This window comes from Pseudomonas sp. GW704-F2 (genome assembly GCF_059423025.1).
Map to the genome: position 1 here is coordinate 136,162 of NZ_JBWKXO010000001.1, position 17,514 is coordinate 153,675.

Sequence of the window (17,514 nt, forward strand, 5' to 3'; positions counted from 1 at the left end):
GGCAGCGTCGTTGCCATCGCCGAGGGGGGGCAACGCTTGATCATCCGAAACAATGGGATGGACGCCGGCTCGGCAGTGACGAAACTACCGAGCCTTGAGCCCCCCTTTCAATGCCTCATGGCCTTCAATTCAGCGCCTTGAACTGCGCCTCGATGGTTTGTGCCTCAACACGCCACGCCTGGAAGCGCTGCTGGCGTTCGTTTGCGCTGCGCGTCACCGGTTTGTGGCGGCGCCGCCTGGTTGGTGACATACAGCACGGCGTGGGCGGTTTGCACGGCTTTCTCGATCTGGCTGACCACCAGCCCTTCGTTACCCTCGATGCCAGGCACATCCAGCAAGGCGAAGGGTTGGCCGTTCAGCTCCAGATCGTAGCGCTGGGTTTGGCGGGTGAAATCGGCACGACCGTCGCCGATGATTTCACCGTCACCCAAGGTCTGCAGGTGGGCCAGTGTGCTTTCGCAGTCCTGCGCGAGTTGTGCGCGCTGTTGTATCAGCGCGTGTTTGCCTTGCTTCGCTTCGCCGTGTTGGATACGCAACGCTTCGATAGCGCTGTCACGGGCGGTAGCCACCCCTGGCAACCGCTGCTCGGCGAGTAGCAACTGCGATCGTGAAAGTGTTCCACTCGGCGTTTGCTTGAAGCGCCTCGAGCTGTGCCGCCAAGGCGGTTTGCTGTTCGCGCAGCAGTTCTCGCGCATCTTGTTGCGCCAGATTCAATGCCGGATCGGTCGACGGGGTGTTCAGCGACTGAGTGATACGCGCCAGCTCGTCATTGACGCGCTGGTAAATATCGCTGGGCGTTTTGAGGTCGAGCGTCATGGGGCAAAATCTTTCAAGCTACTGATAACCAGACGCCCGCCGAGTGAATGACCGATCAGGTTGACCGTGTCGATGCCAAGGTGGTGATCACGCAGGTATTCGTTCAGTTGATCGAGTAGCGACTCGCCCATCTCCTCGGCTCGCGAGCGTATTTTCCAAGAATGCGAGCCCCGATCGACAGCCGCCACGGCCGCGCCGACCGGCAAAGACACCCGGCTTGAAGCGTGAAGCAGTGTTTTTGACGTGCGATTGAAACGGGAAAAATGGCTGGACGGCCAGAAAGCGAAAATGTTCGTGTGGTTCCGAATGGATTCAGGAATGCTCGCCAACAAGGTTTGCCGGTCTTCGACATTATGGCCGGCGCTATAACCGTGAATGAAGATATTCGCTTCATTCGATCCATCGCTGTCATTTCGTAGGCTGCTGAACGTAAATCGCCTGCTCATCGAGTTCTCGATATCCCTGCTGCTACAGCCATCGCTTAGCGATGACGATGATCAAGTGCGCGCACAGCGCCACACCGACCAATACCGCCAGCACTTTGGCGGCCATGAAAAAAATTCCCTGCACATCGCTGGACAAAAAACCCAGTAACAACCCCATACCGGCAATCACGCCGGAGATCAGCAACAAGCCGATATAGGGACGCAACATCCGCGAAGCGGCGCCCCGTTCAATCAGGCCGGCGAGCACCGCAAGCACCACCAAAAAAACCACAACGCCCACTATCAGGCCCATCCTTCACCCTCCATGATCCAACGACAGCGATTGATGTGGCTGCGGTCCATTTATCAAGACAGCCACAAATAATGCCATATTGACATGATCGACCACAGCCCACGTTGTCGACGCCTACCGCCGCGCCACAAACTCCGCCACCGCCGCCTCCAGCCACCCGGCCGCGCGCATTTTCAAGGCCGTGCTGCCGCACTTCGGACAGCTCGCGAACCAATCGCCGGGCATCAGCGCGTCACTGCGCGGCGCAATGGTTTTCTTCCACTTGCAGTCTTCACACACAAAGGTGAAGGGTCTGGGTTTTATCGGCATGAATGGGTTCTCCTGGATGGCGATACTGCGGATTATTCTGTGACCGGGAGCAGCGCTTGCAGCAATTCCAGCTTGCGCTGCAACTGCGCGACGTGTTCTCGCTCGGCGCGCAACGCCGACCGCAGCTCGCGGTTTTCCACTTCCCAGATCTGCGCCAAACGCAGATCCTTCTGATAATGGGCAAGCATTTTCCAAAGCTCGCTCAACTTCAAACAATGCTGTACCAGCACCAGCAGGATGATCCCCATCACCGCCAATGCCCCCGTCGAAACCACTTCCGACATACTCATGTTCACATCCTTCCATCCCTTCGAGATATTCCGAAGACAGCGACACGATATGTAGTGATTTACGACAGGTCTAGAATGTAGACTTATACAGGTAAAGTATTCACGCACATGGAGCAGGTATGAAACGCAAGCAATCCATCGAACAAGTGCGCTGGGACCTGGCACTTCGCTATCGTTTGATCGAGACCGTCGCCTGGTGGGAAGGCCGCCTGACCACGGGGCACTTGATCCAGAGCTTCGGCATCAGCCGCCAGCAAGCCTCCAAGGACATCAATACCTACATCAATGAACATGCGCCCCGAAACTTGACATATGACAAGCAACGCAAGGGCTATGTACCGAGCAAACACTTCAAGCCGCTGTTCATCGATGACAGCGCCAGTGCCTACCTGCACCTGCTTTACCAGAACAATGAACGGGCGCCGCACATCGAAGGCCTGGCCCTGGCTTATGCCCATACCAAGGTGCTCGAAGTGCCGGACCGGCCGATCCGGCCGGAGATCCTGCGCCCCTTGCTCGCGGCATGCCGCGACGGTCTGCGCCTGGAGACCGAGTACGTATCGCTCAATACCCCGAACGTGGAAATCCGCCTGATTGCCCCTCACACCCTGGTGTACACCGGGATGCGCTGGCATGTGCGCGCTTACTGCGAGAAGAATCGGCAGTACCGCGACTTTGTGCTGAGCCGCCTGCGCGGTGAGCCGGACCTGCTCGACGCGTCGCAGAACACACGGGAACTGGACGAAGACTGGAATACCGAAGTGCCGATCATCTTCGCCCCCGATGGCCGCTTGAACGCGGCGCAGCAGGCCATCATCGAAACCGACTTCGGCATGACCGACGGGCAACTGGTGGTGTCCAGTCGCAAGGCACTGGTGAAGTACGTCTTGCGCCGCTATCAGGTCGACCCGCGCAACCAGGCGACCAACCCCGAGGCCCAGCAGATCGTGGTCACCAATCTCAAAGAGTTGAGACCGTGGTTGATGCATGATTGAGGCGCATGTCCTGCCAGAGGCGCAGCGCACGCAGGCAATTGTCGATCTCGGCCGCGAGTAAGCGCTGTGCCAGTTCATGCTGGCCGTTGAGCTGAGCAATATTGCGCAGCGTATTGCCCTGGTGATTCTTCGCGCCCAGATCAAGACCGAACGTCATGGCGCGGTCGATGAAGTACTGCGCGGCCTTCAAGTGGCCATTGAGCAGCAGCCAATGCAGTGGCGTGTTCCCCAGCCCATCGCGGTCATTGAGGCTGGCACCCAGGCGGTAGCGGGCTTGCAGGGTTTTGACATTGCCGTATCGCGCAGGCAGGTGGATGTACTTGTCGTGGGGCATGAAGCTGCCCAGGCCGGCCCAGCCGCGAATCTGCGGGTTGCCCTGGGCGCCGAGTGACTCCAGCGTGTCGATCAGGCCGCTGCGGTTCAGCCGGTAAGCCATGTCCAGCGGCGTATCGCCCGCCAGGTCGCGCTGATTCAAGCCGGACGGATCGAGAGGCGGCACCTCATCGAACAGCACACAGAGGTGCCAGTCGCTGAGACCAAGCTCGGCGCGATCATCGATGCGCTCAAACAGAGTGATCGGCCGCCCCGCACACAACGTCGTGAGCGTCACGCCTCGAGCGAACATGCGCCGAAGAAACGCTCGAAGAGCGGCGTAGGCAAATGCTTGTCGTCCAGCAAACCGAAGTGCTTGCCCACGTTGCGCCCCAGGGCCATCAGTGTGTTTGCGCTGTTTTTCGTGCCGGCGTACCCGGCGCTCAAGATCGACTCGACACGCGCGTCACCGGTCGACTCTCGCTGATACGCCCGCCCCGTGATCATGACGTCTACCAGACACACACTGACGCGCTCATCGCCCAAGGTGAAAGGCTCCAGCGCCTCGCTCGCCAAGACGGCACGCAAGCCGTCCTCGCCACCGGCGACAATCCGCTCCAGCGCTTCGAGTGAGCGGTCGAAGAGGTCGAACTCCTGCATCGAAAACGCAAAACAGTAGTCCTGAGCGGTAGCCCGCGAGATCGGACGCGCGTGGTGCGGATGAGTCGACAACCAGTCAACGAACGAGGCTTTATCGCTTTTTCCACCCTGGCGACGGAACAGCAGATAGTCGTTGATGACCTGACTGAAAGGGTTCCCCGTCGGCACCCAGCCCGTGCTGTCACGTTCTTCGGGTTCCGGCAGGTCAACCACCGGCACGGCTGACTTAGGTGTCCACCCAAAGCACCGCAGGTCATAGCCAAGCACAAACAGGCTGGCCTCGAACGCATGGCACCGCGCAGGCAGCGCGCCTTGCTCGGCGAACCAGCCGGTGCGCTCGAGCACGGCGCGGATAATCCAGCCCAACCGCACTTGCCAGCGGGCCCATGTCTCATAGCTGATCGAAGAGAACTGAGGCGCGGCCAGGCCGTTCAAAAATGCTCCGGGGTTGCGGATCTGGCTGCCACGAGCGGCTCCGGACGGGAAAGCCAGCAAGGGTTTGCCGCTCCCCGTCCATTGCTGGCGAAACAGTGAATACAGCATGCCTATCGCTGCGCCGACGCGGCTGTCATAGATGGGGGAGCCCGACGAATCAAACAACGCATGAATCTTGGTCAGGCCCGCATCGAAACGCTCGACGCTGATCGCATCGAGATCATCCAGGTCATTTTTGCCGTCGAGCGACATCAACCCGGCCATCTTTTGCAGATAGCTCGACAGCTTGCCGTTTGCGGCCAGCCGGTGCAAAAACGGAATGGCGCCCCGCACACCGCCCCAACGAAGAATCTGCAGGCAGGCCTGAAGCGCTTGCTGGTCATTCCCCTGATTGACCGCACTCGTCAGCCATTCGCGAAGTTGCCCGAGAGAGCGTTGGGTTTCAGCCCAGGTGCGTGAATCCACCGAGCATTGGTGAGCATCCTGCCAGCTTGCCTTCCAGCGATAGTGCCCCAGCACCTGCTCGATGCCCTGGACATCAGCCGTCAAACCGCCAGGCACAAATTTGCTCGACTTGAAACGCAGCTTGAAGGTCAGCGTCGGCAAATTCGCTGCAAGCCATGCGATGAAGGACTCAATTTCAGGTTGCGCCAGGAACTGTTCGCGCTGCATGCAGACCACCTTGCCAGTAATATCGAATGGCCACACCCTAAGCAAAATCAGCGACCCCGTCCACGATGTTTGTCCGTACAGGTAAACAAATGGAGCAGGTTCTCAGGCCCAGGCTAGACACTTCTCGACCATCGCCAGGGTTCGGCCGAAACAGATATATGAGCTGTTCAGACACCCCGCTTCTGTTTACACGCGGCCCATCGACTTATGCATCGGCGTGCCTTTGCAACGCATGTGCGAGATCGATATGCCCGGCACCCGCAAGGATCATCAGCGGCGGTCATGCCTCGACTACGCCTAGGGCTATATGAACTATCGAATGTTGCAGATCATCTAAAATCTTCGATCTAAATCATTCTCAACAATAACAAACAATAAGTTAGCCAACTAAGCATTTAAAACAACTGTGCGAAAAGACATTCACCTGACTTCATATCGTTTTAACGACAAACCCTGGCATTCTTTTATTTGCACATATATTTTACATCCCCCTACATATGCTAATGTCATTACGACATCAGCGCTGTTCAACCAGGTTTAAGGAGTGTGTATGACCGGTGTACTGGCCTCCGTTAACAGCCGCACACAACTGGTCGGGCAGAACAGGCTCGAACTGTTGCTGTTCCGTTTCAACAACCACCAACTGTACGGGATCAACGTATTCAAAGTTCGTGAAGTTATCCGCTGCCCGAAGTTATCTTCGATACCAAAGTCGAATAGCAACATTTGTGGCGTGGCCAATATCCGAGGTGTCTGCATCCCTATTCTTGACCTGGCCATGGCAACGGGACTGCCCGGAGTCGAGGATCAGGAAAGCGCTTTTATAATACTTACGGAGTACAACAATCGCGTTCAGGGTTTCCTCGTCTACGCGGTCGAACACATCGTCAATCTGAACTGGGAAGACATCCATCCGCCGCCCAAGGGCAGTGGTGAGAACAATTACCTGACGGCCGTCACCCGCACGGACGACCGCCTGGTCGAGATCATCGATGTTGAAAAGGTGCTGACAGAAATATCGCCATCGTCCGAGGAAATATCCAGCGGCGTAATCGATCACGAAGTCACCCAACAGGCGCGACACCTGCGGGTGTTGACCGTGGACGACTCGATGGTCGCGCGCAAACAGGTGACCCGCTGCCTGGAAACCGTGGGCGTCGAGGTAGTGGCCTTGAACGATGGCCGACAAGCGCTGGACTACCTGCGCGCCATGCTCGACGAAGGGCGCAAGCCGGATGAGGAGTTTCTGATGATGATCTCCGACATCGAGATGCCGGAGATGGATGGCTACACCTTGACCGCCGAGATCCGCAACGACCCGCGCATGGCCAACCTGCACATTGTGCTGCACACCTCGCTCTCGGGGGGCTTCAACCAGGCCATGGTCAAGAAAGTCGGGGCCGACGACTTCCTGGCCAAGTTCCGCCCCGATGACCTGGCCGGCCGCGTCGTCTCACGTATCAAAGCCGTCAACACGAACTGACGCTCTACGACAACAACACTCAAGCCAAGGAGGCTGTAAGGAAACGAATAAGAACAAAATCAACAGAGGGCAAATCATGTTGAAATGTAATGAGCTCTATCATCTGGCGCCAGACAGCGGCGAGGCCAGGCCCTTCTGGCAAGGCCGCGCACGCGACGCGCAGACGGATATCCAATGCGCCATGGGCTGCGGCGCGCAGCTACCCGAGACACCCCAGTCAGCAGAGCCGTCCCCTGCGCCCGCAGCGGCGACGATCACTCCCACCTGCATGAACGACGAGCTCGTTGCCGCCCAGGAAATCTGTGCCCGCGCCAAGACCGCCGTGGTCGAGATGTTCAGCCATGTCCGCATGGGCCGCGCCCTGGAGTTGGAGAATATCAGCGTACTGGTCGACGACATTTCCGCTTCGATCGCCCGCCATCCCAACGCCTTTATCAGCCTGGCACGCCTGAAAAGCCTCGACGATTACACCTACATGCATTCGGTCGCCGTGTGTGCACTGATGATTGCCCTGGGCAACCAGTTGAACCTGCCTGCCGTGTTGATTCGCCGGGTCGGGATGGCCGGCCTGCTGCATGACATCGGCAAAATGGCCATACCGGGCGCGATCCTCAACAAGCCCGGGCGCTTGAGCGGTGACGAATTACAACTGATACGCACGCACCCGCTGGAAGGTGAGAAAACCCTGCTGGCGACTTCGCAGATGTGCGACATGGTCGTGGATGTCTGCCTGCATCATCATGAGCGGGTGGACGGCAGCGGCTACCCCCATCAGTTGGTCGGCGACCAGATCAGTCTTTTTGCGCGAATGGCCGCCGTTTGCGATGTCTACGATGCAATCACCTCGGATCGTTCCTACAACCAAGGCTGGGACCCCGCGGTCGCCATCCAGCAAATGTCGACATGGGACGGGCATTTCGACGACGAGGTGTTCCGCGCGTTTTTGAAGTCCGTGGGTATTTATCCGGTGGGGTCTATCGTTCAGTTGAAAAGTGGCAGTATCGGCGTGGTGATCGAACAACACCCCGACTCTTTATTGACGCCAAAGATTAAGTTGTTCTTCGTGCCGGTGTTGAATATTTATATCACCCCCAAAATAATCGACCTGAGTGATCCCGAACAAACCGATCGCATCATTGCGCGCGTGCCGTCACAGCGTTATGGCTTTAAAAACACCGAACGTCTCTGGCTCGACGATGAGGCGTCCGAGCAGAACTAAGCGATGCCCCAGCTGTACTGCATTTATATGCTCAAGCAGCCCATGATCAAGCAGTAAGCCTTGCGAACAAAAAAAACTGAAATGCCGCCATCCAATTATGTCGGCAACTACTAGCGTGGGCAGGAAATACCATGAAATTCAACTCATTACAGACTCGGATTTGCTTCACCGCCGGACTCTGCCTGTTAATCTCTTGCGCAAGCCTGGTGTTATATGGGTTGTACTCCTCAACCGCCAATCAAGCCTACGTGGGCACCGAAGTTTCAACATTGATCGAAAGCGGCACCATCCGCGAAGTACAAAACCTGGCGGAGTCCCGTGCCAATGCGATCAGGGCGAAACTGCAAAATGCCTTGGACTCGGCACGCACGCTGGCCAATACGCTGGGCGCGAGTAAAAGTGCGCAAAGCCCGCTGGCACTGGGCCGCGATCAAATCAATACAATGTTGCTCAGCGTGCTCAAGGACAACCCCGACTTCAACGGCACGTATTCGTGCTGGGAGCCGGATGCGGTGGATGGCCAGGACCAAGCGTTTCGTAACAACGAAGGCGGCAACAACCCGTTGACCGGCCGTTTCACGCCCTATTGGACACGCGGCTCGGACGGCCATATCGCCGTGCAACCGCTGGTCGAATACGACTCCGATGCACGCCACCCCAATGGCGTGCTCAAGGGCGGCTGGTACAGCGGCCCCCGGGATACCCTGAAAGAAAGCGTGCTCGACCCCCTTCCCTACGTGGTGCAAGGCAAAAATGTGTGGCTGACCACGCTCTCGGTACCGATCACCGCCAATGGCAAGTTTTACGGCGTGGTCGGCGCAGACTTCGACATCTCGTTTATCCAGAAACTCAGCGAGCAAATGTCCGCCGACCTCTACGGCGGCAAAGGTTCGGTGTCGATCCTGAGCAACCAGGGCTTGGTGGTCGCCGACAGTAAACGGCCGGAACTGATCGGCCAGTCATTGAAGGCATTGCTACCCGACACCTGGGATAAGGTGCTGGCTAATGTGCAGAAAGGCCAGGGCGACAGTCGCCTCAACCAGGACTCCCAGGAAATCGAAGTACAGATGCCGATCATCCTGGGCCGCACCGAAAAACCCTGGGCCATCTTGATCCACCTGCCCAAGGCGGTGGTCATGAGCCAGGCGATTGCCCTGGAGAAGGAACTGCAATCCCGTGGCGTCAGCAGCAGTATCTGGCAGGTCTCGGTCGGCCTGGGTATCTCGGTACTGGCATTGCTGGCGCTGTGGTTCGCCACCGCAAAAATCGTCGGGCCGATTCGTGAAGCCGCCGCCTTGGCTGCCACTATCAGCCTGGGGGATTTCTCGCGTCGCCTGGTGCAAAAATCCGACGATGAAGTCGGCCAGTTGTCCTTGGCCTTGAACGAGATGTCCGAAAGCCTGCAGCGTCAGGTCCGTGTGGCTGAACGTATCTCCGAAGGCGATCTGGACCTGGAAGTGCGTTTGTCTTCCCCCAACGACACGTTGGGCAAGTCCCTGGAAAAAATGGTCGGCAACTTGAACACCTTGATTTCCCAAGTGCAGGCCAGCGCCACGCAAATCACCGGCAGCTCCGCACAGGTCACCGAGTTGAGCCAGTCGTTGTCCGATGGTGCGTCCAACTCGGCGTCGTCCATCACTGAGATCAGTGCCGTCATGACGCAAATGGCCGCGCAGACCACCGACAACGCCGCCAACGCGAAAAAGGCCGACGAACAATCCCAGGCCTCACGCGCCGACGCCGGGGAAAGTGACAAGCTGATGAGCGAACTGATCGCCGCCATGACCGAAATCGACAACTCGGGCAAAGACATCACCGCGATCATCACCACCATCGACAACATCGCCGCCCAGACCAACCTGCTGGCCTTGAACGCGGCGATCGAGGCGGCACGCGCCGGTGAATTGGGCCGTGGTTTTGCCGTCGTCGCCGATGAAGTCAGGAGCCTCGCCGCCCGCAGTGCCGAAGCGGCCCAGCAAACCGCGGCGCTGATCGCCGACTCGTCGACCAAGACACAGCGCGGCATGGTCATCGCCGGTCGCACGGCCGACTCGTTGCGAAACATCGTCACCGGCACCAGCACCGTTTCCAGCCTGGTGTCGTTGATCTACCAAGCCTCGAGTGAACAGGCGTCCGGCTTGCAGCAAGCCAGTATCGGCCTGGAGCAGATCGACGAAGTCACCCAGCAGAATCAGGCCAACTCCCAACAATGCGCGGTGGCTGCCCGCGACCTGTCGGAACGGGCCAGCTCCATGCAACAAGGGCTGAGCCGGTTTAAAGTCAAAGCGACATAACCCCCATCCGCAATGAAGCCGGGCGGAAATAAACCACCGCCCCGGTCCCGCTGCACAAACCTCGTACCCATTCATGAAATATTAAGAATCGCCCCCCTATACTCACCGATTGCGAGCCGTTCCCTCGAACGGCCCCCTGCCCCGGTAACCAGCCCCCATGACGCGTCCCGTTCCTCTGCTGCTCCTGCTTGCTGGCCTGTTGTTCTTCTTCGCCCTTGGTAACCATGAACTGCAAGGCTCCACCGAAGCCCGCGTCGGCGGGATCGCCATGGCCATGCACCTGGACAACGACTGGGTGGTGCCACGGCTGTTCCGTGAGCCGTTCCTGGAAAAACCGCCCCTGAGCCTGTGGCTCGACGCCGGCGCGATCCGCCTGTTTGGCGGCACGCCCGGGGCCGTGCGCCTGGCCTCGGCGTTCGCCGGGTTGTTCAGCGTGATGCTGCTTTACGGGATGCTGCGCACGTTCGGGCGGCCAAAGACACTGGCGTTCTGCGCGGCGTTGATCCTGGCGACCATGGCCAGTTACTGGAGCAATGTGCGCGGCGTCGGTGAAGATGCATTGCTCAGCCTGGGTGTGACCACCGCGCTGCTGGCGTTCTACCAGGCCATGCGGCCGGCGTCCGAGCGCCAGGGCTCAACCGCCTGGGCGTGGGCCCTGTTCACCGCCGGGATGGTGATCGCCACCCTGAGCAAAGGCGTGCTGGGCCTGGCGATGCCGGGCATCGTGATCTTTGTGTACCTGGCCTGCACCAGTTGGATGGACAAACGCCTGCGCATCGGCGACTGGCTGCGGCCGGCACTGTTTACCCTGCTGGCCTTGGTGCCACTGCTGATCTGGCTGGGGTTTCTGTTCCAACGCGGCGGGCTGCAGGCGGTGGGCGAAGTGCTGTGGACCAACAGCGTCGGGCGGTTCAGCGGCTCGTTTGTCGAAGCCGGGCACTACGAACCCTTCTACTACTACATCGCCAAACTGCCCGAAGCCTTTTTGCCGTGGAATATCCTGGTGTACCTGGGGTTGTGGCACTTCCGTAAAAGCCTGGTGCGCAACCGCTACCGTCTGTTTTTCTGCGTCTGGCTGGTGGCGCAATTCACCCTGCTGACCCTGGCTTCCAGCAAGCGCACCGTATACCTGATGGCGCTGACGCCAGCCGCCGCCGTACTGGCTGCGGAATATGCGCAGGTGCTGCTGCACTGGCTGAAAGATCACAAACCGGCGCTGTATAAGCGGCATAAAATCGTGATTGGCGGCGTGTTCACCGTGCTCATCGCCTGCTACCTGAGCGCTGCTTTCTGGTTCGCGCCAAAAGCCGACAAAAAACAGTCCTTCGTGCCCGTGATGAGCCAGATCCAGGCGCTACAGGCCGAAGGCAAAAAGGTCGCGTTGTTTCGGCCCAACGAGCGCATCGACGGCGCCAGCGTGTTCTATCTGCAGGCCTACTTGCCGATTCTGCAAACCGAGCCCGAACTGCACAGTTACCTGGACGCCGCCCCCGGCAACGTCGCGCTGCTGGATAACACGGAGCAACTGACCGGCAAGGTCACGGTGATCAAGGAGATGGCAATCAATCGCCAGCCTTACTACTTCATCGGGCAGTAAGGCCGGCGCGGGGATCAGTGCTTGGTGAGTTTGTCCAGGTAACCCATGGCGAACGCCGAGACCACAAAGGTCATGTGGATGATCACGTACCACATCAAATGCTGCGGATCGACGTTCTTGGCATCCATGAAGATGCGCAGCAGGTGGATGGAGGAAATCGCCACGATGGAGGCGGCCACTTTCATCTTCAGCGAGGAAGAGTCCATGGTGCCCAGCCAGTTGAGCTTTTCCTTGTTTTCATCGATGTCCAGCTGCGAGACGAAGTTCTCGTAGCCGGAGATCATCACCATCACCAGCAGGCCGCCGACCAGTGCCATGTCGATCAACGACAACAGCAGCAGGATCACTTCCGATTCGAGCATGCTGAAGATATTGGGAACGACGTGAATGATTTCCTGGAAGAATTTCAATGCCAGGATCAACAAGCCCAGGGACAACCCCAGGTAGATCGGCGCCAGCAACCAGCGCGAGGCGTACATCGTATTTTCGATAAAGCGTTCCATTGAATCTCACACAGCGTGGTTAGAAATGACGGTGAGTATACCAGCCGCTACCCAACACCTGTGACCGCGAGAAAACTGACCTGAGTGGCATCTGTAAGAGCGTTTTTCTGCTAGTGTCGAGGCCATCAACTCGGCTCAAAGACGTCGGACAGGAAAACTCAAGATGATGGATGTGCGTTCCCCTTGGGCCAGCATCGGCCTGTGTGCGGCATTGCTGCTGGCCGGTGGCTGTTCTCCCAGCGACGAGCAAAAGCAGACCACCCTTGAAGAGAAAACCAAGCAGTTCGAACAGTCGCTCGACAGTATCCAGGACCCCAAACTGCGCGACGCCATCACCGACCTCGGCGGTTCGCTGTTGTTGCTGGAACGGGCGCGGGTCAAGCTCGCCAGCAAGCCCATCGAAGCCGAATACGGCGAAGACAGCCTGGCCCTGCTCAAGCACTACCCCACGCCCCAGGCCCTGGTCGACACCTACATCAATGGCCTGTTCGTGCTGCGCAAGACCTCCCACTCCGACTACCTGACCGATCTGCAGCCGGTGTTCCCGTTCAACTTCAACACGCCCGACCAGTTCCCGTTCCCCCATGGCCTGGAATGGCAGTCGGTGACCTTGAGCAACAGCAAAGTCATCCCCTTCCAGCCGGAATGGTCGGAAACCGATCCCGGCATCCAGTTGAGCCCCAGCAGTTCCAACCTGACCAACCCCGATGACCTGACGGTGACCTACCCGTTCATCGACGGCATCGAGACCGACAACAAGAGCCAGCCGCAGCCCGTCAGCCTCAAAGGTACGGTCGAGGTGGTCGCGCCGGGCAAGGTGCTGACGTTCGACCTGTCGAAAAAAGACCTCGGCCACCCACGCACCGAGGGCAATATCACCCTCAACCTGCTGAGCCTGGAAAAAAACTACGCCGAGATCGAACTGACCAACCACGAACCGCTGGCGGCGGAGGTCGGCGACGAATCACCGGACCCGTTGCTGGTGCAGGCCCGCGACAGTACCGGGCAGTTCCTCACGCGCTCGGGCTCGATCAATGAAAATGCCGCGCAAGTGGCGTTCTACGAGAAACAACTGGCGCAGATGCAAAAGCAGAAAGCCTGGTCGGACGCGTTTGAGAAACAACTGACGGACGAGCAGAAAGCCTTCGAACACCAGCAAAGCAGCCATTACGCCAAGGTCTACTTCAATGGCCTGATCGACACGCTGCAGGTCGACGTGCTGGACTTTTCCAAGGCCACGCTGACCCGCAAGGACCTCGACCTGCCCGTATTGCGCTTCGACAAAAACAGCCTGCAGAAAACCGTGCAAGCCTTGCCGATGGCGGTAACGGTGTATGACGACAGCACCGCCAGTTGGCTGAAAACCGCGACGATGACCGAGGACCAGCTGAAAAACAGCGTGACCATCAGCCAGTCCGTCGAAGATGCCAGCGCCGCGCATATCGTGTTTGACCACCCCTACACCTTCAACGACGAATTGGCGGGCACCGAACGCAACAGCGACGAAGCCCCGGTGACGTTTTTCACAGCCAATGAAAAAGGCGAGCGCGGCGAGCCCATCGAGTTGCCGAGCGAAGCCTTCGAGCTGAACCCTGCACGCGGCACGCTCACCTACGACCTCAACCTGTTCCCGGAGAACCCGGCGTTTGTGGTGGGCTCGATTCCGCTGTTCCTGACCAGCATCGACCAAGCCACGATCGACGTGGCCAAGCTGCCCAAGGGCCTGTCGCTCAAGGACAACGCGCTGATCGTCGACCAGGCGCAGTTCCCGTCCGACAGCTGGCGCTTCTATGCCAAGGACGCCAGCGGCAACTACCTCAAGGAAATCCTCGGGGTCAGCCACCACGCCGAGGAATACGGCACGGCGTTGTTTGATGTGCACTACTTCTACGGCCAGCCGACCCAGTTGGAAAGCTACCAGCGTACCAACCTGAGCACCGTGCAATACGGCTTCGAGGTCAAGCTGGACAAGCCCGAAAGCAAATAACCGGGCCTACAGGGCCAGGCATTCCTGCCCGTTATTGAGCTGGCGCAGGTGGGCCTGCAGATGCAGGCACCAGATCTGCGGCTCCTGCGCCAGCTCGTAGCCTTGCTGGGTCAGGTTTTCGACGATCGATTGCAGGAAGGTTTCGGCCACGAACGGCCCGGGAAACGGTCCCTGGGATTTGATGGTCGAAGGCTGCTCGCCGGTCATTCCAGCGGCAAACAACAACGTCCACATCCCGTTATCCCCCGCGAGAGGGCGAATGGAGCATTCGATGCGAGTGCCCAGGCCCAGACACTGGCGGGTCAGGCAAAGGTTGCGCGGCATGGCGGCGACCCTCGGTAGATCGGCGTTCAGCCTCAAGCACGGCGAGACTGTTTCTATCCTGCGACTCCGGTGGATATCCCTAGTGCTCAGAATAGAAGAAAAACGCGATAAACCAAGGTTGTAGAGACCAACGGGCGTTGGCCCCCAACCTGGAGTCAATTTAGTGGCGGGCTAACCGATCAGCTCGGTTTGGCTTCCGCCTGCGCGTGCAGCGCCAGTTCCTTCTCAGCTTCCTTCAAGTCTTCCTCGCTGATCATCTCGGCAATCGCGCGCAAACGCTCGACCACACGCGCATTCACCGTGCCTTCGGGGAATTGCCCTTCTGCGTCCGGCTCACCGGCCGGCTCGCCGACCAGCAGGCTCAACGCCTCATCCGCCTGGCGCACCGCATAGATATGGAATTGCCCGGCGCGCACGGCCTGCAACACCTTCTCATCGAGCATCAGCGTGGCGACGTTGGCCTGCGGAATGATCGCGCCTTGTTCGCCGGTCAGCCCACGCGCTTCGCAGAGGCGGAAGAAACCTTCGATCTTCTCGTTGACCCCGCCCACCGCCTGCACTTCACCAAACTGGTTGATCGAACCGGTGATGGCAAAACACTGTTTGAGCGGGGTTTTCGACAAGGCCGAAATCAAGGTACAGGCCTCGCCCAGGGACGCGCTGTCGCCGTCCACATAACCGTAGGACTGTTCCAGCGCGATACTCGCCGAGATCGCCAGCGGGAATTCCTGGGCATAACGGCTGCCCAGGTAACCGGTGAGGATCATCACGCCCTTGGAGTGTATCGGCTGGCCGAGGTTGACCTCACGCTCGATGTCGACGATGCCGCTGCCGCCCGGGTACACCGTGGCGGAAATCCGCGCCGGCACGCCGAACGCCGAATCGCCGACTTCCAGCACCGTCAGCCCGTTGCACTTGCCGACCGCCGCGCCGGCGGTGTCGATCAGGATCACCCCGGCGAGCATGTCGTCGAGAATCCGCGCCGACACCCGCCCGGTGCGCGTGGCCTTGGCCTTCAGCGCACGTTCGATGTGGCCGGCGTCGGTCATTTCGTCGCCCGCCAGGTGGCGAATGAAATCCGCCTCGCTGACCAGTTGGAACAAGTCGCCAATGCGCGCCGACAACCGCCCCTGGTGTTCGGCCAGGCGTGCGCTATAAGTGGCCAAGCGCGCCACCGCGTCCGAGGTCAGCGGCGCCATGCCCTCTTCCGAGGTGCGGGTTTTCAGCAACTGCGCGAACTGCTCGAGGCTTTCGTCGACCATCGGGATGTCTTCGTCGAAATCCACCAGCACGCGGAACATTTCCTGGAAGTCCGGATCGGCGTCCTGCAACGCGTAGTACAACTGGCGGGAACCGATGATGATCACCTTGACCTGCAACGCGATCATCTGCGGGTTGAGCGTCACCGTGGCCAGGCGGCCCAGCTCGCCCAGCGGCGACTCCATCTTCAGCTTGCGCGACTGCAGGGAACGCTTGAGGGCGTCCCACACAAACGGCTCGCTGAGCATCTTCTCGGCTTCGAGGATCAGGAACCCGCCGTTGGCCCGGTGCAAGGCGCCCGGACGCAACTGACGATAGGTCGTGTAGAGCGCGCCCTGATCGGTGCTGTATTCGATCCGGCCGAACAGGTTGTCGTAGGTCGGGTGCGGTTCAAACACCACCGGGGCGCCGCCGTTGACCGGATGGCCGACCACCAGGCTCGGGCAGTACTGTTCTTCGAGCAGCTTGCGGGCCTGGGCGTCGGTCTTGGCATCGTCCACCAATTGCTCGACCACGGTTTTCAGCAAGTACACCTGCATGGCTTGCAGGTAACCGCATACGGCAGCGTTTTCTGCGTACTTTTCCGACAACGGTGACAGCAATGGCTGTAGGGCCAGGGTGATGGTTTCTTCGTTGAACTGACGCAGTTGGTTGTTCGACTCACGCTTCCACTGCGGCAGGCTGGCCAGCTCTTCGTTGAGGCGTTCTTCCAGTTCGGAAATATCGGTGTGGAAGCGCTCGCGATCGACTTCCGGCAACTGCGAGAACTCGGCCTCGTCCAGCGCCTTGCCGTCGAGCATCGGGGTGAACGCGATGTTGGAACTGTCGCGGTACAGCGCCACGTCCTTTTCCAGGGCCAGGCGTTCGATCACGTCCAATGCCTTGTCGTAACGCTGGTTGAACGCGCGGTCGATAGCGCTTTTGCGTTGTTGATACGTCGGGTGTTCGAACACTGCCGGGAAGGTCGCCACCAGGTTGTCGATCAAGCCGTTGATGTCGCTGATGAACGCCGCGGCGCCGCCTGCCGGCAGTTCCAAGGCGCGGGGTTCGCGGGGTTCATCGAAATTATTCACATAGACCCAGTCCGACGGGGTCTGCAGGCGTTTGCCTTCGGCCTTCAGGTAGCGTTTGACGAACGAAAAGCGACCGGTGCCCGGCTCGCCCATGACAAACACGTTGTAACCGGGGCGTGGCATGGCCACACCGAACTGCAAGGCTTCAACCGCACGTTCCTGGCCAAGCACACCGCGAAAGGGCTCCAAATCATTGGTGGTCGAGAAGCTGAACTGTTCAGCGGAGAAAGGGCGAGTCAGCGCTTCGGGCGCTAGACGCAAGCTGGCAGCAACAGGATCAGGCATCGGGCTTCCTTACATCAGGCGGGGCAGATGGCGGCATTCTGGCTCTCTGTTACGCGCTCTGGCAAGGCGCGCCTGAGGTAAAGCATAGACACGGGCTGCGTCCTACAAAAAAATCGAGATATCTCTGATTGTTTTATTAAAAATCACGGAACCCCTGGAACCTGCCTAAACTCCAAACTGCGCGGGCTGGACTAATAACCGGCCCCTAAGGCGCGTTACTGCGCCTGAACCCTTGTCCATTGGTTTGCACACAAAGAGAACA

General features: G+C 59.1%; 17 protein-coding genes and 1 pseudogene. 7 read left to right on the forward strand and 11 right to left on the reverse strand.

The window, feature by feature from the left end; genetic code table 11:
• Window positions 1-164: 164 nt before the first annotated feature.
• The 6 genes from AC07W0_RS00610 to AC07W0_RS00635 form a co-directional block, all read right to left on the reverse strand.
• Window positions 165-569 (reverse strand): GTPase, encoded by a 405-nt coding sequence (locus AC07W0_RS00610; protein ID WP_102616963.1) that lies wholly within the window; start codon window positions 567-569, stop codon window positions 165-167.
• Window positions 553-816, reverse strand: a complete 264-nt coding sequence (locus AC07W0_RS00615; protein ID WP_102616964.1) for a hypothetical protein — start codon at window positions 814-816, stop codon at window positions 553-555. The genes AC07W0_RS00610 and AC07W0_RS00615 overlap by 17 nt, the downstream gene beginning before the upstream one ends.
• Entirely contained in the window at window positions 813-1,262 is a 450-nt protein-coding gene (locus AC07W0_RS00620) for a lipase family protein (protein WP_146013154.1), read from the reverse strand. Before AC07W0_RS00620 ends, AC07W0_RS00615 begins: the two co-directional genes overlap by 4 nt.
• A gap of 22 nt (window positions 1,263-1,284) precedes the next feature.
• Window positions 1,285-1,554 carry a hypothetical protein gene (locus tag AC07W0_RS00625; protein ID WP_102616965.1) on the reverse strand — a complete coding sequence of 90 codons (270 nt, stop codon included), beginning with the start codon at window positions 1,552-1,554 and terminating at the stop codon, window positions 1,285-1,287.
• A gap of 114 nt (window positions 1,555-1,668) precedes the next feature.
• Window positions 1,669-1,863, reverse strand: coding sequence for a hypothetical protein (locus AC07W0_RS00630; RefSeq protein ID WP_017847332.1), 195 nt, complete (start codon window positions 1,861-1,863; stop codon window positions 1,669-1,671).
• 32 nt (window positions 1,864-1,895) lie between these two features.
• Entirely contained in the window at window positions 1,896-2,153 is a 258-nt protein-coding gene (locus tag AC07W0_RS00635; protein WP_102616966.1) for a hypothetical protein, read from the reverse strand.
• A 119-nt stretch (window positions 2,154-2,272) separates the two neighbouring features.
• Between AC07W0_RS00635 and AC07W0_RS00640 the strand changes: the two genes are divergently transcribed.
• Window positions 2,273-3,148: a BrxR family helix-turn-helix transcriptional regulator gene (locus AC07W0_RS00640; RefSeq protein ID WP_017847330.1), complete on the forward strand. Its 876-nt coding sequence runs from the start codon at window positions 2,273-2,275 to the stop codon at window positions 3,146-3,148.
• Here the strand turns inward: AC07W0_RS00640 and AC07W0_RS00645 are convergent.
• Together AC07W0_RS00645 and AC07W0_RS00650 are read right to left on the reverse strand one after the other, a co-directional pair.
• On the reverse strand, window positions 3,114-3,773 hold the full coding sequence (locus AC07W0_RS00645) for an ankyrin repeat domain-containing protein (RefSeq protein ID WP_219730793.1): 660 nt from the start codon (window positions 3,771-3,773) through the stop codon (window positions 3,114-3,116). The genes AC07W0_RS00640 and AC07W0_RS00645 overlap by 35 nt on opposite strands.
• A complete protein-coding gene (locus tag AC07W0_RS00650) occupies window positions 3,755-5,227 on the reverse strand; it encodes a hypothetical protein (RefSeq protein ID WP_046487695.1) in 1,473 nt (490 codons plus the stop codon). Before AC07W0_RS00650 ends, AC07W0_RS00645 begins: the two co-directional genes overlap by 19 nt.
• Before the next feature lie 550 nt (window positions 5,228-5,777).
• Here AC07W0_RS00650 and AC07W0_RS00655 point away from each other — a divergent pair.
• From AC07W0_RS00655 to AC07W0_RS00675, 5 genes and pseudogenes are all read left to right on the forward strand, one after another.
• A complete protein-coding gene (locus tag AC07W0_RS00655; RefSeq protein ID WP_017847327.1) occupies window positions 5,778-6,710 on the forward strand; it encodes a chemotaxis protein CheV in 933 nt (310 codons plus the stop codon).
• The gene (locus tag AC07W0_RS00660; RefSeq protein WP_305886822.1) at window positions 6,658-7,929 is read left to right on the forward strand and encodes an HD-GYP domain-containing protein; all 1,272 of its coding nucleotides are present in this window, start codon (window positions 6,658-6,660) and stop codon (window positions 7,927-7,929) included. The genes AC07W0_RS00655 and AC07W0_RS00660 overlap by 53 nt, the downstream gene beginning before the upstream one ends.
• 443 nt (window positions 7,930-8,372) lie before the next feature.
• Window positions 8,373-9,323 (forward strand): annotated as a pseudogene (locus AC07W0_RS00665) (PDC sensor domain-containing protein); the annotation flags it as partial.
• A gap of 111 nt (window positions 9,324-9,434) precedes the next feature.
• Window positions 9,435-10,223, forward strand: a complete 789-nt coding sequence (locus AC07W0_RS00670) for a methyl-accepting chemotaxis protein (RefSeq protein ID WP_442439546.1) — start codon at window positions 9,435-9,437, stop codon at window positions 10,221-10,223.
• 157 nt (window positions 10,224-10,380) lie between these two features.
• Complete coding sequence (locus tag AC07W0_RS00675; RefSeq protein WP_017847324.1) at window positions 10,381-11,820, forward strand: ArnT family glycosyltransferase; 1,440 nt, start codon at window positions 10,381-10,383, stop codon at window positions 11,818-11,820.
• Between the two features lie 14 nt (window positions 11,821-11,834).
• On the opposite strand, the gene AC07W0_RS00680 is transcribed toward AC07W0_RS00675, so the two are convergent.
• A complete protein-coding gene (locus tag AC07W0_RS00680; protein WP_017847323.1) occupies window positions 11,835-12,323 on the reverse strand; it encodes a TIGR00645 family protein in 489 nt (162 codons plus the stop codon).
• Window positions 12,324-12,486: 163 nt separating this feature from the next.
• Between AC07W0_RS00680 and AC07W0_RS00685 the strand changes: the two genes are divergently transcribed.
• Entirely contained in the window at window positions 12,487-14,310 is a 1,824-nt protein-coding gene (locus AC07W0_RS00685; protein ID WP_102616967.1) for a hypothetical protein, read from the forward strand.
• Between the two features lie 6 nt (window positions 14,311-14,316).
• On the opposite strand, the gene AC07W0_RS00690 is transcribed toward AC07W0_RS00685, so the two are convergent.
• A complete protein-coding gene (locus tag AC07W0_RS00690) occupies window positions 14,317-14,634 on the reverse strand; it encodes a PA4575 family protein (protein ID WP_017847321.1) in 318 nt (105 codons plus the stop codon).
• 179 nt (window positions 14,635-14,813) lie between these two features.
• Window positions 14,814-17,252 (reverse strand): Lon protease family protein, encoded by a 2,439-nt coding sequence (locus AC07W0_RS00695; RefSeq protein WP_017847320.1) that lies wholly within the window; start codon window positions 17,250-17,252, stop codon window positions 14,814-14,816.
• Window positions 17,253-17,514: the final 262 nt, after the last annotated feature.